This window comes from Kitasatospora brasiliensis (genome assembly GCF_032654805.1).
GTDB lineage: Bacteria > Actinomycetota > Actinomycetes > Streptomycetales > Streptomycetaceae > Kitasatospora > Kitasatospora brasiliensis.
Genome location: NZ_JAUOOW010000003.1, coordinates 316,062 through 330,962, shown reverse-complemented (window position 1 = coordinate 330,962; position 14,901 = coordinate 316,062). Strand labels below are relative to the sequence as shown.

Annotated in this window: 6 protein-coding genes; 1 reads left to right on the top strand and 5 read right to left on the bottom strand. The window is 71.0% G+C overall.

The genetic code is table 11. The features are described 5' to 3' along the window. Positions 1-77 precede the first annotated feature (77 nt). The 5 genes from QWJ13_RS13895 to QWJ13_RS13875 all read right to left on the bottom strand — a co-directional run bounded on the left by QWJ13_RS13895 (position 78) and on the right by QWJ13_RS13875 (position 13,029). Positions 78-1,277, bottom strand: coding sequence for an NAD(P)/FAD-dependent oxidoreductase (locus QWJ13_RS13895; protein WP_316524331.1), 1,200 nt, complete (start codon positions 1,275-1,277; stop codon positions 78-80). A gap of 208 nt (positions 1,278-1,485) precedes the next feature. Next, entirely contained in the window at positions 1,486-7,458 is a 5,973-nt protein-coding gene (locus QWJ13_RS13890) for a glycosyl hydrolase family 18 protein (RefSeq protein WP_316524329.1), read from the bottom strand. Positions 7,459-7,658: 200 nt separating this feature from the next. Then, positions 7,659-9,407 carry a prenyltransferase/squalene oxidase repeat-containing protein gene (locus QWJ13_RS13885; RefSeq protein WP_316524327.1) on the bottom strand — a complete coding sequence of 583 codons (1,749 nt, stop codon included), beginning with the start codon at positions 9,405-9,407 and terminating at the stop codon, positions 7,659-7,661. Further along, positions 9,404-12,052, bottom strand: a complete 2,649-nt coding sequence (locus QWJ13_RS13880) for a UbiA family prenyltransferase (protein ID WP_316524325.1) — start codon at positions 12,050-12,052, stop codon at positions 9,404-9,406. Before QWJ13_RS13880 ends, QWJ13_RS13885 begins: the two co-directional genes overlap by 4 nt. Beyond that, positions 12,043-13,029 (bottom strand): polyprenyl synthetase family protein, encoded by a 987-nt coding sequence (locus QWJ13_RS13875; protein ID WP_316524323.1) that lies wholly within the window; start codon positions 13,027-13,029, stop codon positions 12,043-12,045. The genes QWJ13_RS13880 and QWJ13_RS13875 overlap by 10 nt, the downstream gene beginning before the upstream one ends. 529 nt (positions 13,030-13,558) lie before the next feature. Here QWJ13_RS13875 and QWJ13_RS13870 point away from each other — a divergent pair. After that, entirely contained in the window at positions 13,559-14,851 is a 1,293-nt protein-coding gene (locus QWJ13_RS13870; protein ID WP_316524321.1) for an FAD-dependent oxidoreductase, read from the top strand. Positions 14,852-14,901: the final 50 nt, after the last annotated feature.

Genomic DNA, 14,901 nt, shown 5'->3' with positions numbered 1-14,901 from the left:
CGCTTGCTCCTTGAGGGCGAGGGCATGAGGGGGACGTCGCGGGGTGGCGACGGGTGAAGGGCGAGGGGCCGCAGGGCTCAGGCGAGCCCGCGGAGCATCAGGTTCCAGTAGAGGAAGGGCAGGCCGCGCCGCTTGAGGTACCACATGTCGGTGCGCTCCCGGATGGTGTTGATCACCGGGATCGACGGGGTGGGCCGGCCGCTGTAGTCGAACTCGGCGAGCAGCATCTTGTTGCGCGCCGTGGTCAGCGGGCAGGACGAGTAGCCGTTGTACCTTGCCTTGGGCTCACGGCCGTTGAGGGCGGCGAGGAGGTTCTCGACCAGGACGGGCGCCTGCTGGCGCACGGCGGCGCCGGTCTTGGAGTTCGGGGACGACCCGGCATCGCCGATCGCCCACACGTTGGGGTAGCGGACGTGCCGCATGGTGTGCTTGTCGATCTCGACGTAGCCGGCCGGGTCGTCGGCGCCGGCCAGCGGGCTGCGCTTGACCCAGTCCGGGGCGCTCTGCGGCGGCACCAGGTGGGCGACGTCGTACGGCAGGGTCGTGGTGCCGCCGCTCCCCAGGTCGGTGACGACCACCTCGCGGGCGTCGGGGCGCACCTCGGTGACCTCGCTGCCGTAGTGCACCGTGATGCCGTACCGGCGCACCACGTCGTCCAGCACCCGGGCGAACTCCGGGACGCCGAAGATGGCGGCGCCGGGGATCACCAGGTGGACGTCGATCTTGCCGAGCACGCCCTGCTCGCGCCAGTGGTCGGCGGCCAGGTAGGCGATCTTCTGCGGGGCGCCGCCGCACTTGATCGCACCGGTCGGCATGCTGAACACCGCGCTGCCGGAGCGGGTCTCGCGGATGAAGCGCCAGGTCGCGGGGGCGTACTGCGGCAGGTAGTTGCTGGACAGGCCGTCCTTGCCGAGCCCGGCCTCCAGGCCGGGGATCCGGTCCCAGTCCAGCTGGATGCCGGGGCAGACCACGAGGTGGTCGTAGGAGACGATGCCGCCGTCGTCCAGCGTCACCTCCCGGGCCTCGGGGTCGATGGCGACGGCGGCCCGGCGGATCCACGCCACGCCCTTGGGCATGACGGACGCCTGCGGCCGGATGCTCTCCGACAGCGGCGCCCGCCCGCCGCCGACCAGCGTCCACAGCGGCTGGTAGTAGTGCTGGTCACTCGGATCGAGCACTGCGACGTCCTGCTCGCCGGCCCGGCGCAGCCGAGCCGCGACCGAGATCCCCGCGGTCCCGCCGCCGATGATCACGATCCGGTGATGCTTGGTTATCAAGGGGGCCCTCCCTGGCCAAATGTACGGACATTAAACTAGGCCCGTATCGCCACAAGTCGCAAGACATCATGGAGAACCTCGGCTGATTTGTCCGTACATTTTGCCTCTGAGGCACGAAAGGCCCCCGGAACCGGGCACTCCCGGTCCGTGAAACACCGAGGGCCCGGACCCGGTGGTCGCCTCCACCGGACCCGGGCCCCCGGCCCGATCAGTTCCCAGCCGCGATCCGCAGCCAGGCCGGGTCCTTGCCCGGCTCTCCCATCGTCCAGTACGTGGCCCGCCAGTAGGCGCCGTTCCACCACACCGTGGCGGAGGTGGTCCCGGCCGCGTCACCGCTCACCACATGGGTGTCGGGTGCCGGACTCGCCATCGCCGCCTCGGCGTAGACACCGGTCCTGGCCCGCAGCTTGAACGCCTTGCCGTGCTGCGGCGCGCCGGGGCCGCCGTCCGTCCCGGTGGCGGGGTCGGTGGTGACCAGCTCCCACTGCTGCCGCGCGCTGCCGTCGCACCCGGCCATGGTGACATCACCGGTGACGTCACCCGCCGTCATGCACAGGCCGCCGTTCTCGACCGTGTAGCCGAAGGAGGAGGCGTTGACCTTCCACGCCTGGTTGCCGTTGCCGGCCACCGACTGCCACAGCCCGACCCGGTGCTCACGCGTGTTGTGGTCCATGACCGACCCGGCCTCGCGCTCGAACTGCCAGCTCCCGCCGCCCTTGTCCCACAGCGTCCAGCTCCGGCCGCCGCCCGGACTGTACGGGCGGGTCTTGTCGCCGCTGCGGGAGGAGTCCCACTGCGGGGCCCGGCAGCCGGCGCCGGAGCCCTGCGGCGGGCTCACCACGGTGGTGCCGGGGCGGTTGTCCCCGGTGCTGCCGTAGTCCTTCCCGTTGACGCGCACCGTGACGTCGGACGGCCCGGTGGCGGGCAGGAAGTACTTCACCGGGAGGTCCAGGGACTTGCCGGGGGCGATGTCCTGGCAGTACTCCAGCTTCACCGTCACCCGGTGGAAGTCCGCGCCCAGGCCGCCCACATTGGGGCCGCTGCGCCCGGCGGTGACACCGGGGAGCTTCTGCCAGGCCCCGTCCTTGACCAGCGGCGGCGCCGAGGTCGGCAGGTCGAAGGAGAGCTCGGTGCCCTGGGTGAGCGCGGTGCCGCTGTTGTTGGTGATCCGCAGCGTCGGCTGGACCGGCCACATGTCCTTGGTGTCGGTGGCGAAGTCCACGAACTCGGCCTTCACGTCCACCACCTGGCTCGGCGGCTCGGTGTTCCCCGCCCGCTCGGCGCGGTACGGGCCGGAGCCGTGCAACGCCCTGTCGATCCGGGTGGTGACGTCGTACCCCATCCCGTACTCGCCGTTCGGGCGCTTGGCGTAGTCGCCGGCCAGCTCCCAGATCATCACCCCGCCGATGCCGTTGTCCTTGACGTACGCGGTCTTGGCGTCGATCGAGGCGTCGTTCTCGGTGGAGAGGAACACCTTCTTGTCCGGGTTCCACAGCCAGGAGGCCCGCAGCGTCGGATCGTACTTCTCCAGGTAGCTGCCCTTCAGCCGGCCGGCGTCCTGGCCCGGGTCGGTGTACGCGGACAGATACCCTCCGGCGATGCCGTTCTGGAGGTTCTTGGCATGCCAGAGCGGGTTGGTGCCCGCCCCGACCTCCCTCCCCTTGGCGTCCAGGTCGTGCCAGATGTTGTCGATGCCGACGGCGCCGTTGCCGCACGGCGCCCGGGTGCCGGTGCCCGGCTGGCACCCGCCCTGGTCGGCCAGCGCGGAGGTGCCCCACAGCCCGTCGGTGCCGCCCCCGACGTTCTGCCAGCCGCGGGTGTAGTACGGGATGCCGAGGTTGATCCGGCCCGGCGGCAGGGCGCCCCGGTAGTAGTGGTACGCCCAGTCGACATTGAAGTAGCCGGTCCGGTCGAACTCCGGGTTCTTGGCCGCGTCGTAGACCCCGGCCGCGGCCAGCTCGTTGTCCCTGCCGTCGTCGTACAGCGGGCCCTGCGGGCCGACGTAGCCGTTCCAGGAGCCGTGCAGGTCGTAGGCCATCACATTGACGAAGTCCTGGTACTGCAAGGCCTGTCCGCCGTCGTAGCCGCGCACCAGGTAGCCGGAGGCGGAGGCCGCCGAGGTGAGCAGGTAGTAGCGGCCGCGGTCGGCGCCCGCCCTGTCGAGCCTGGCGCGCAGCGTCTTCATCAGCGCGTTGTAGCCGGCCTGGAGGCCCTTGCGGCGCGGATCGGCCACCCCCCAGTCGTCCGGGTTGCCGGTCTGCGGCAGCGCGGTCGGGTACTCGTAGTCGATGTCGACCCCGTCGAAGGCCTCCTTGTACCGGTCCAGGAAGCCCACCACCGAGTCGGCGAAGGTGTCGACACCGGCCTGGTTCACGCTGCCGTCGGCGTTGGTCGCCATCGCGTAGAAGCCCTTGCTGCCGGCCCAACCCCCCACCGAGATCAGCGACTTCACCTGCGGGTGCTGCTTCCTGTACTTGGCCAGCTGGTTGAAGTGCCCCTGGTACGGCAGCGACGGGTCCATCTCCGCGCCCGGCACGCCCGGCCAGGTCAGCCCGACGGCCTCGTTCGCCGGGTCCTCGGTGTTCCCGACCGAGATCCGGTTGTCGACGATCCCGGCGAAGGCGTAGTTGACGTGCGTCACCTTCGACCAGGGGATGTTCTTCACCAGGTAGCGCGGCTCGCCCTTGGCGCCCGTCCGGGTACCGGTGAAGTACCCCACCACCCGCTTGTCCTGCCCGCCACCGCCGAGCCACTCCCGGCCCGAGGCGTCGTACACATCGCAGTACCGCGCGTCGACACCGGCGGTCGCCGCCATCCCGTCCGGCCGGCACGCCGACTGCGGACCGGAGACGGCGGGCTTGGCGGTGCGGTTGTCGGGACCGCCGTCGAACGGGTCGCCGGTCTGGCTGGGCGGCGTGGTGAACGACAGCTTCCACAGCTGGGCCGCGCTGCCGTCACAGGCCGTCAGGGTCAGGTCGTCGCCCATCCTCCCGGCGGTCAGACAGCTGCGATCGGCGCCGTTGCGCATCCGGAACCACCCGTTCGCCGCGGCCTCGAACTGCCACAGCTGGTTCGGCTTGCCGTTCCCCGCGTTCCACAGCACGGCGTGGTGGTTCTGCTGGTTGTGGTCGAGGACCATGTCCGGGGCCAGCGCGCTGCCGATCTGCCAGTTGCCGCTGCTCACTTCGCCGAGCACCCACTGCTGGTTGGCCTTCGTCCCGTCCGGGGTCCAGGCCACGATGCGGGCACCGGCGGCGGTGTTGCCGCCGGCCAGGTCGATCGCCGAGTCCGTCCCGGAGGACACGGTCGAGTAGCGGGCGCTGCGCGGGGGCTGCCCGCCGTGGCCCGCGGTGGGCCGGTCGCCGCCGAACACGGTGCCGCACAGCGGCTTGAAGCCGTCGCAGATCGGCCGGGGGCCCTCCACCACCTGGTCCCCGTTCGCATCGGGCGTGACCTTGACCTTGATGTACCGGTCGCCCTTGAAGAAGTAGGCGAACGCCCCGATCTGGAAGGCGCTGTCGAGGTCCTGGGTGAAGTCCGGGGCCTTGGTCCTCAGGTTCCCCCAGTTGTCCGCGATCGGCATCGGACCGTTGGTGATCCTGTCTCCGGTGCCGCCGAGGTCCACCCGCAACCGCGCGTACTGGCTGCCCTTGAAGATGAAGACCTCGTTGTCGAGGCTCGCTTCCCCGGGCACGTTGAAGACGGCGTCGATGCCGCTCTCGAAGACCGTCCCGCGCAGGGCGTGGAAGGCGTCCCCGATGGCCTTGGGCTGGTCCGCCACCGCGACCGTGGCATCGACCACGCCCTGCGGGCCCGGCTTGAACCGGGCGTACTGCCCGGCCTTGTCGAAGGCGAGGAAGGTGCCGACGCTGCCGAGGGTGGACACCGCCGAGTCGATGTTCCTGAGCACGCTGTGCTGCGGCTCGGGGAAGTCGCTCGACGGGGAGAGCGTGGCGGCCTCCGGGTGCGCCGGGTCGAAGTTCAGGCTCGCCGTCCGGCCACCGGAGAAGAGCCGGATCACCGGCGTGGCGCTGTCCTTGACCGACAGGTCCAGGAACGCCGCGTCGATCGCCGCCGGACCGACGCGCATGTCCCCGGGGCCGCCCGAGGTGCCCCCGCAGCGGAAGCTCTGGGTGCTCGGCCCGGGCGAGGCCTGGGTCAGCGCCGCCGCCAGGCACGCGCCGAGGGCCTGCTGGCCGTAGGCGTCGGGGTGGACGGCCTCGCTCTGGTCGCCCTGGGGCTCGTGGCCTATCTGACCGGTGAAGTCGTTCAGGTAGGGCACCCAGCGGACCCATTCGGCCTTGTCTGCGGGCAGCGGGTTGGCCAGCGAGTTGTCGGCGGTGGCCTGCCGGGCCTGCCGCGCGCCCAGTTCGTGCCCCGTGAACGCGCCGCTCAGGTCGAGGAAGGCGACCTGCTTGGCGCTCGCCGCGTCGCGCAGGGTCGTGCTGATCTCGGGGATGAGGACGTCGTGGGTCCAGTCGGCGTCGGCGTCGTAGAAGGGCATCCCGCCCTCGGTGTAGCGGTCGTAGTGGTCACCGGGGTAGCGGATCTCCGACGCCCGTGGCAGCGGGGCGGGGTACGACTGGAGCACCACGGTGTAGTCGCCGTCGGCGTAGCCGGCGCCGCGCATGACGCCGCGGATCGCGTCGAGCGAGTCCTCGACCCCCTTGCGCATGTCGGCCAGGCGCGCCGTGATCGCGGGCTGCTGGGAGTCCTTGCACGGGCCATCGCCCAGCAGGAACCGGCGGGCGCAACTCGTGAGGACCTCGGAGAACTTCAGGTCGTTGCCGCCGACCGACAGCGCGATGACCTTGACGTCGTACTGCGCGGCCAGTTGTTTGAGCTGCTCGGTCTGCGGCCGCTCCCCTTTGAGGCCCTCACTGATGACGTGCTTGGTCTCGGCACCGGAGCAGGCGAGGTTGAACCTGCGCCACTCGGGGATCCCGGCGATGTCCGCGCTCTTGATCTCGGCGGTGTCCGAACGGTGGCAGCCGTTGTCCCAGGAGTCGTCGACGTAGACCTCCTCGTACGTCTTGCCGCAGTTGTTCGTCTCGTCGCCGCAACTGGGCGCGTAGGCGGCCCGGTCCGTGCCGTACACGGAGCCGCCGGCGCTCTTCGCGTTGCCGTTGCCGGCCCACCGGCCGCCCTCGCCGGAGATGTAGCTGTCGCCCATCGACACGGTGGCGGGGAGCTTCCCCGACCCGCACTCCGTCGTCGCCGCCGCCCGCAGCATGAAGTCGAGGCCACAGACGGTGCGCGGGGCGCCCTGGTTGGTGGTGTTGTTGCGGAACTGCACCGGGTAGTGGTCGGAACTCTGCTCGAAGGTGAGGCGGAACCCGGTGTACTGGTGAACCTGTGGCAGCCCCTTGGCCACCATGTAGTCGAGCTCGGAAGTCGGGGCGCCGACCGGGTGGGTCGGCAGCTCGGAGCGGACCAGTTCACTGCCGGCGGGCAGGGCGGGCAGCGATTCGGGGGTGCGGTTGAAGTCCCCCATCACCGCCCAGTGGGGTCCCGACACCTGGGCGATCGCGTTGAGTATGTCGGGGGCGTTGTTGTTCTGCGCCGCACCGGAGCGATTCGTCGCGTGCATGCTGTAGATCCAGGTGCCGTCCCGGAGTCTGATGCCCAGGGCCGGTTTCGGATTGCGGTCGTCCGGCCCCAGCCGCTCGATCACGTTCACCTCCGTGACCTCGTCCTGGGGCTGATTGACGACGATGGCGAGCGACCGGTTCCTTCCTTTCCACTTGTCGTCCCTGTCCTGCCAGGTCGAGTTCAGCTTGTAGATGACACAGTCGTGGCCGACGAGCTCGCCCGTGCAGTTGACCCACCTGAAGCGCTGCACGGTGTACCCGTTGACCCTGGTCGTCCGCTGCACGGCCACGCCGTCTGCCGGTTCCGTGTCCCAAGCGTCTTCGTCCCTCACCTCCTGCAAGGCGAGGAACTCGACATTCTTCGCGATCGAATAGACCCCGTGCTGCCACCGGTCCCCGCTGTAGTGCATGTTGAAGGTCGCCATGGTGTGGTCCCGCACCGCGGCCACCGCGGCCTGGGGGAAGGACACCACCGACAACAGGCCGGAGAGCAGCGCCGCCAGGACGGCGAAGACGGTTATTCGGCCCCGTCGCCGCCGGACGGCGGCATCTCGTCGCGGGCTTCTCCCGCGCGCACGATCAGGGTTCAACGGTTCTTCTCTCCTTACCTGAGGTGGTCTTCGCATCGTCGGCACCGCCGGCCGGGTCGACGGGACGAACCGGCCCACCCTGTCAGCGGTCGATCAACACCGGATCAAGAACGGCCCCGCGCCTTTGGCCACGAGGGCCCGCGAGAACGAGAAGGGCCCAGGCCATCCGGTGGATGACCTGGGCCTCTTCATCGCCTTGCTCAGGCGTTCAGCGCCTCGCGGTAGCGGGCCAGTGCCTGGAGGGCGTAGCCGTTGGCGGTGTGGTCGTGGCGGTAGAGCAGTTCCAGGAAGTAGACGCCGACCAGGCTGGGGTTCCACAGGGCGGCGTCGTTGCGGTTGTCGATCAGCCAGCGGGCACCGCGCACCAGGACCGGGTCGAGCGGGTCGGTGCCGACGGCGACGAGGCCGAGCATGGCCATCGCGGTCTCTTCGGCGGTCGATGGGCCGTCGGGCGCCGGGGTCTGGCCCCAGCCGCCGTCCGGGTTCTGGTTGAGGCGCAGCCAGCCGACGCCGCGGCGGGCGACCTCGGTGTGGCCGAGGCCGATGTCGCCGAGGGCGCGCAGCACGGAGCCGGTGCCGGTGACCCGGCCGGTGTACCACTTGTTGTCGATGCCGCCGTCGGCCCGCTGGATGGAGCGGAACCACTGGTAGGCCTGGACCAGCCGCGGGTCGCCCTGCGGGCAGGCGCCGGAGAGTCCGAGCGCGGAGACCGCCTCGGCGGACATCACGGCGCAGGGCCCGTAGAGCACCTTGGGCGAGCGCGCCTTGCCGACCAGCGCGAACGACGGGTCCAGCGAGGCGATCCGGCCGACCTGGGCGAAGCAGCTCCACGAGCCGTCGTAGTTCTGCTGCTTGAGCAGCCAGTCCGCGCCCTGGCGCACCTGCGGGTCGCTCACGTCGGCGCCGCCGCCGGAGAGGGCGATGACGGCGTCACCGGTGTTGCCGCTGTTGGGCCAGCCGGAGGGCAGGCCCCAGCCCCAGCCGCCGGACGGCGCGCCGGTCCAGATGAACTCTTCGGGGCGCTGGGCGCCGCGGATCCAGTCGAGGCCCTTGCGCACCCGGGCGTCGTCGCCGAGGCCGGCGTGCTGCATGCCGACGGTGATGAAGTTGGTGGCGTCGACCTCCAGGTCGCGGGTGACCGACCAGGCGCCCTCCGGCTTGATCGTCGCCCGGAAGTACTTCAGGCAGTGGTCGACGATGTCCGGGCGCTGGTTGGCGATGGTCAGCCCGATCACCACGTTGGCGGACATCATCGGCGACTCGACGAAGCCGCCGTTCGGGCCTTCGAAGCCGACCAGGCCGACGAGGTACTCGATCGCCTTGGGGGTGGCCGCCCGGTTGATGGCCCGGCGCATCCGCCCGTGTCCGGGGCGGTCCGCGGCCATCAGGCCCCAGGCCATGGCGGTGGGCATCGCGAAGGTGAGCTTCTTGCGCAGCGGTGCGGGCAGCAGGGCGATCTCGATCGGCACCCGGAGCAGGTCCTCGTCGCTCACCAGGCCGGCCAGTGCCAGGTAGAAGTGGACGAGGACGGTCAGCGAGCACTGTTGGACGTCGCGGACGGCCTCCATGCCGCCGAACTCTTCGACCCGGCGCCAGCCGCGGCGGATGTTCTCGGCCGCGCGCTCGGGCACGACCAGGGCGAGGGCGGCGACGGTCAGGGCGGTGCCGTTCAGGGTCGATCCGGTGTCGACGTCGTCGCCCCAGCCGCCGTCCTCGCCCTGGGTGCGCAGCAGGAAGTCGACGCCGCGTTCGATCAGGTCGGCGCAGCCCTCGGGGTCGGCCAGGTGCATCGCGATGACGACGTCGGCGGTGGATCCGGCGCTCGGGGAGAGGCGGCCTTCCCAGCTGCCGTCGGAGCGTTGCAGCTCGAACAGGGCGTCGATGGTCTCGGCGAGGGCCTGGTCGAGGTCGGCGCGCAGGGCGCTCTCGGCGGACGCGTTGGTGGTCATCGGTGGTCACCTACAGGAGTGTCGAGGGGGGAGCGGGCCGCGGTCGCGAGGCCGGCGGCGGCGGGGGCGGGGGCGTAGCGGCGTATCGTCTGGGCGGCGTCGGCGGCCCGGTCCAGCTCGCCGCTGTGCGCGGCCCGCTTGATCGCGGCCAGCGTCGCGCGGGCCTCGTCGGCGTCGAGGGCGAGGCCGAGCGAGTCGGCCACCGTGCGCACCGCGGACACGCCGGAGTGCTTGCCGAGCACGATGCGCCTGGTCCGGCCGAGCAGTTCGGGCCGGTAGGGCTCGTAGGTGCTCGGGTCCTGGGAGATGCCGTCCAGGTGGAGCCCGCTCTCGTGGGTGAAGGCGTTGGCCCCGACCACCGACTGGTACGGCGGCACCCGCACCCGGACGAGGTCGGCGACGTACTCGGCCAGCGGCTGGAGTTCGCCGAGGCGCAGTCCGGTGTCGTGGCCGAAGGCGGTGCCGAGGGCCATGACGACCTGTTCCAGCGGGGCGTTGCCGGCCCGCTCGCCGATGCCCAGGACGCTGCACTGCACTCCGGAGGCGCCGGCGGTGAGGCCCGCGAGGGAGTTCGCGGTGGCCAGGCCGAGGTCGTTGTGGCAGTGCACCGCGAGGGGCAGCGGGCAGTCCGCCGCGACGGCGCGGACCATGGCCGCCATCGAGGCGGGGTGGGCGATGCCGACCGTGTCGGCGAGGCCGAGCGAGTCCGCCCCGGCTTCGGCGGCGGCCAGGCAGACCCGGACCAGCACGTCGTGGTCGGTGCGGGTGGCGTCCTCGGCGGCGAAGACGACCTGACGTCCGGCTCGTTTGGCGCGGCGCACGGCGCGGTCGACGTTGGTCAGCACTTCGTCCAGGGACATCCGCAGCTTGCTGGTCAGATGGCTCTCGGAGGTGCCGATGAAGATCGCGATGCTGTGCGCGCCGGTCTCGATCGCGGCGTCCACGTCGCGGTCCAGCGGCCGGGCGATCGCCTGGATCAGCGCGTCGCCGCCCAGGTCGACGATGCCGCGGATGGCCGCGGCCTCCTCGGCGGAGACCGACGGGAAGCCGGCCTCGATCAGCGGGATGCCCAAGGCGTCGAGGCGGCGGGCGAGTTCGAGCTTCTGGGCGGGTGAGAACACCACGCCCGGCATCTGCTCGCCGTCGCGCAGCGTGGTGTCGCTGATCACCACGGCGCCCGGCAGCTGCGGCTCGGTGCTCCTGGTCCCGGCGCCGGCGGGGGCCGGTTCCGTCACCGTGAGGACGGCGGTCGCGGCCGCCTCCGAGGGGGCCGAGAGCCGGCGGAAGCTGTTGAACAGCTGGTTCAGCCGGATCATGTCGGCGGCCGGGGCGTCCATGGTCAGCCGCCGGGAGAGGTAGGCGCGCCGCGGGTTCGTCCGGCCGAGCAGGAAGATGTCGCGGAACACCGCGCCGGTGGTGGTGATGGTCAGCACCCGCTCGGCCGCGGGCCCCGCCTCGGTCTCGTCGTCCAGCAGCCGGACCTCGCCGCCCCCCGCGAGCAGCAGGATCCGCGACTGCGGCTCCGAGAGCCGGATGTCGATCAGGCGCTCCCAGTTCGCCAGCCCGGCGAGCAGCTGGGGATCGCCGTTGAGCAGCGCCAGTTGGCCCCGGACGAAGGTCAGGACCTGTTCCGGCGTCACGGCCTCGTCGGCCGGCGCCCCGGCGGCGGCAGCGTCGGGGGTGCCGAACTCGTGGCGCGCCCGCAGCAGCCGCTGGCTCACCCAGGTCGCGCCGACGGCCGCCGCGGTCAGGGGCGCGCCCAGGGCCGGGCCCAGCGACCAGAGCGCGAACGATCCGGCCAGCACGATGCGGGTCATCACCAGCACCGCGTGGGCCCGGTAGGCCTGGGGGCGGGTCTCCCCGTGCGGGCGCAGCAGCGGGCCGACCGCGGCGGCGGCGCTCGCGGCCGCCACCAGCAGTGCGACCACGTAGCCGGTCTGCCAGGACCGGCCGAGGATCGCGGGCGCGCTCGCGGCCAGCGCGTACGCCCCGGCGAGCAGCAGCGCGGCCGTGGCCGAGGCCCGGGTGGCCCCGCGGTCGACCGCGAAGGTGCGGTAGCCGCCCTCGCGGTCGCCGTCGATGTCGCGGACGGCGCCGACGAGGTTGGACGCCGCGTCGTGCAGCCAGAAGACCAGCGCGACGGGCAGCAGCCGGGCCGGCGGGTAGTCGCCGACCATCATGGCGCCGTACAGGAAGGCCAGCGCGGTCATGCTGCCGCGCACGATGTTGCCGCTCAGCCCACGGGCCTTGAACACCTTGCTGTAGGCGACCCCGGCCGCCAGCGCGCCGAACACCAGCAGGACGGTGCGCCAGTTGAGCGCGAGCGAGAGCAGTCCGCCGGCCGCGCTGCAGGACAGGAAGCAGCCCAGTGCCGTCGTCGCGGACATCCGGCCGGACGGGATCGGGCGCTGCGGCTTGGCCCGGGCGTCCAGCTCGCGGTCGAAGTAGTCGCCGCCGTAGAGTCCGCCGAGCCAGCCGAGGGTCGGGATCGCCCAGGCCGCCAGGCACCCCGCCACCGAGGGGTGGGGGGTGGCCAGCAGGGCACCGGCCAGGCCGACCAGACCGACGTAGAACGCGGTGTACGGTCGCCAGGTCTCCAGGTGGGCGAAGAGCGCGGTGCGCGGGGTGGGGCGCTCTATCGGCACCTGCTCACCGCCGTCTTGGCGAAGTACTCCAGGCTGCGCTTGCTCTGGCTGTCGGGCAGGCCGTCGAGCGCGTCGATGGCGTCGGCCGCGAACTTCCGCGCCTCCTGCCCGGCCCGCTCGACGGCTCCGTGCTCGGTCAGCAGCGCGAGCAGGCGGCGGTGGCGCTCCTCGATGTCGCCGCCGCCGTTCATCAGCCGGTCGATCTCGGCGGCCGCCTCGGGGCCGCCCTCGGCGCGGCAGAGCAGGATGGGCAGGGTGAGCCGGCGGTTGGCCAGGTCGCTGCTGTTCGACTTGCCGGCCTCCTCGGAGGTGGCGATGTAGGGCAGCAGGTCGTCCCAGATCTGGAAGGCGACGCCGAGGTAGGTGCCGTAGCGGCCGAGCGCGTCCGCCTGTTCCGGGGAGGCGCCGCCGAGGGTGGCGCCGATGTCGCAGGACGCCCGGAACAGCGCCGCGGTCTTGTTCTCGATCATGCGCAGGTAGGAATTGATCCGCATGTCGCCGTTGAGCCGGATCTCCTCCTCCATCATCTGGCCGGCGCACAGGTCGGCGCCGGCTTGGGCCGCCTTGGCCATGGCCCGCACGATGCGGTGTGCCTCCACGCCATTGGCCGCGCAGGTGGCGAGGGCGGCGAAGAGGTAGAAGATCAGCGCGTCGCCGCCGACGATGGCGTCGGCCTGGCTGTATTTGGCGTGCACGGCGGGCATTCCGCGGCGGAATTGGTCGCCGTCGATGATGTCGTCGTGGATCAGGCTGGCCAGGTGCGCGCCTTCGGTGCCGGCCGCGGCCGGCATCACCTGGTGCAGGTCGCCGCCGACGGCGGCCGCGCTCTCCAGCAGGAGGATCGGCCGGAAGTACTTGCCCGGGGTCACCAGCGCGTAGCTGCACACCTCGGCGAGCCGGTCACCGTCGGTCCAGTCGCCGCGCAGGCGCTGGAGCACCAGATCGGCGAGGTAGGCGACGCGGTTTCGGCTCGACACTTCCTCGGTGGGACCGTAGGAAAGGAAACCGTCTTCGACGGACGCTCTCCCCGACAGTTCAGGAAAAGACAACTTCTGCATATCTACCCCAATCCATCTGCCCGGTCCGGCGGGTCACGATGACGGTTCAGCGGAATGCAAGTCGTGGCACGACGCACGGGAAGACGAAACAGGGGAAAAGGAAGTCGAACTGCCGAAGAATCCGAAGGAAATTCCATTCGAATGGCTTGGAAACAGTTCGACAGATGATTCGACGCCTATCCGGAAGCGGACAAAGCGTTTCACTCCACATCCCCCGCCGTCCATACATCAGCAGGGCCGCCAACCTGGCGCAACCCTGCGTTGGTAACGAATCCAAACGAGATCCATCACCAGGTGATCGGAGATTATCGGCGGCGCTGGCGCCATGTCAAACACTTGTCCGTGGAACGGACATGCCCGGCGCCGCAGTGTAGCTGTGCCCTCCCGGAACGTGATTTGACGATCAGCTGTCTACCCATCAGACAGGCAGACCGCTATTGTTCGCCGCATGTCCAGGACTATGCACACGTACGACGTGATTATTTGCGGAGCCGGGGCCGGGGGAATCGCCGCGGCCATCATGTTCGGCCGACAGGGGAAGAGCGTCCTCCTCCTGGACAAACTTCATGACACCGTTGAAACGTTCAAGGGCGAACTACTTCAGCCCGGCTCGCTCCGCATCCTCGACGGCCTCGGCGCGCTGCAACCCCTGCGCGAGGCCGGCGGCCGGGCCATTGACCGGCTGTCCTGCGCCACCGCCACCGGCGAGGAATTGTGCGCCATGGAGTACCGCTGGCTCCCCGGCGACTACAACTACTGCATGACGCACACGTACAAGGGGATCCTCGACAACTTCGTGGCGATCCTGCCGGACACCGTCGAGTTCCGCCGCCGGGTCACCGTGGAGTCGCTCACCCGCGATTCCGACGGCCGGGTGAACGGTGTGCAGCTGCGCAGGGGGGGTGAGCGCGAGGAGATCCACGCGCCGCTCGTCGTGGTCGGCGACGGCCACGCGTCCAAGCTGCGCGGCCAGTTGGGCATCGTCGTCGACACGACGCCGTACGCCCACCAGGTGGTCGCGATCGACCTGGTCGACGAGCCCCACCTGGCGACCCAGGCCACCACCTTCGTCACCGCGGCCGGCATGCGCGTCATGTACCCGATGCCGCACGACGGCGGCCGGCTCTACCTCCAGGTCCCCCGCGGCTTCGTCAACCGGATCGGCAAGCAGGGACTGCCCACCTGGCTCGACGGCGTGATCGACGAGTGCCCGGCGCTGGCGCCCGTCCACGACTCCGCCCGCCGGGGGCTGGAGACCTCCCGGGTGCTCTCCGCCCGCCGCTTCATCGCCCCCGACTTCCACCGCGCCGGCGCGCCGCTGGTCGGGGACGCGGCCCACGCGGTGCACCCGATGGCCGGCCAGGGCATGAACGCCGCGATCGCCGACTCGGCCGCGCTCACCGAGCTGCTGGAGGGCGTCGACCACGCCGACTCCGCCCGCGTCGACCGGGCCCTGCGCAGCTACGGCGTCAAGCGCCGGGCGGAGGTCGGGACGATCTCCGAGTTCAGCCACCGCTTCGCCGACATGTTCACGGACACCGCCACCAAGCTCCGCTTCGCCCGCTCCACGTACATCCTGGGCCGCCACGGGCGCAACGAGCGGCTCTGCTACAAGATCATGCACAACATCTCCGGGCTGGGGTACCAGCCGTTCAGCATCCTCGACCGACTCCAGCAGCTGGGCCTGCCGGACCGCAACGCCCAACTGCCCGCCCACGTCCGCCGACTCGAACGAGTCTGAGGGCCCGGCCCGTCAGAACCCTCCCGATGCCCGGGTTCTGACGGGCCGTC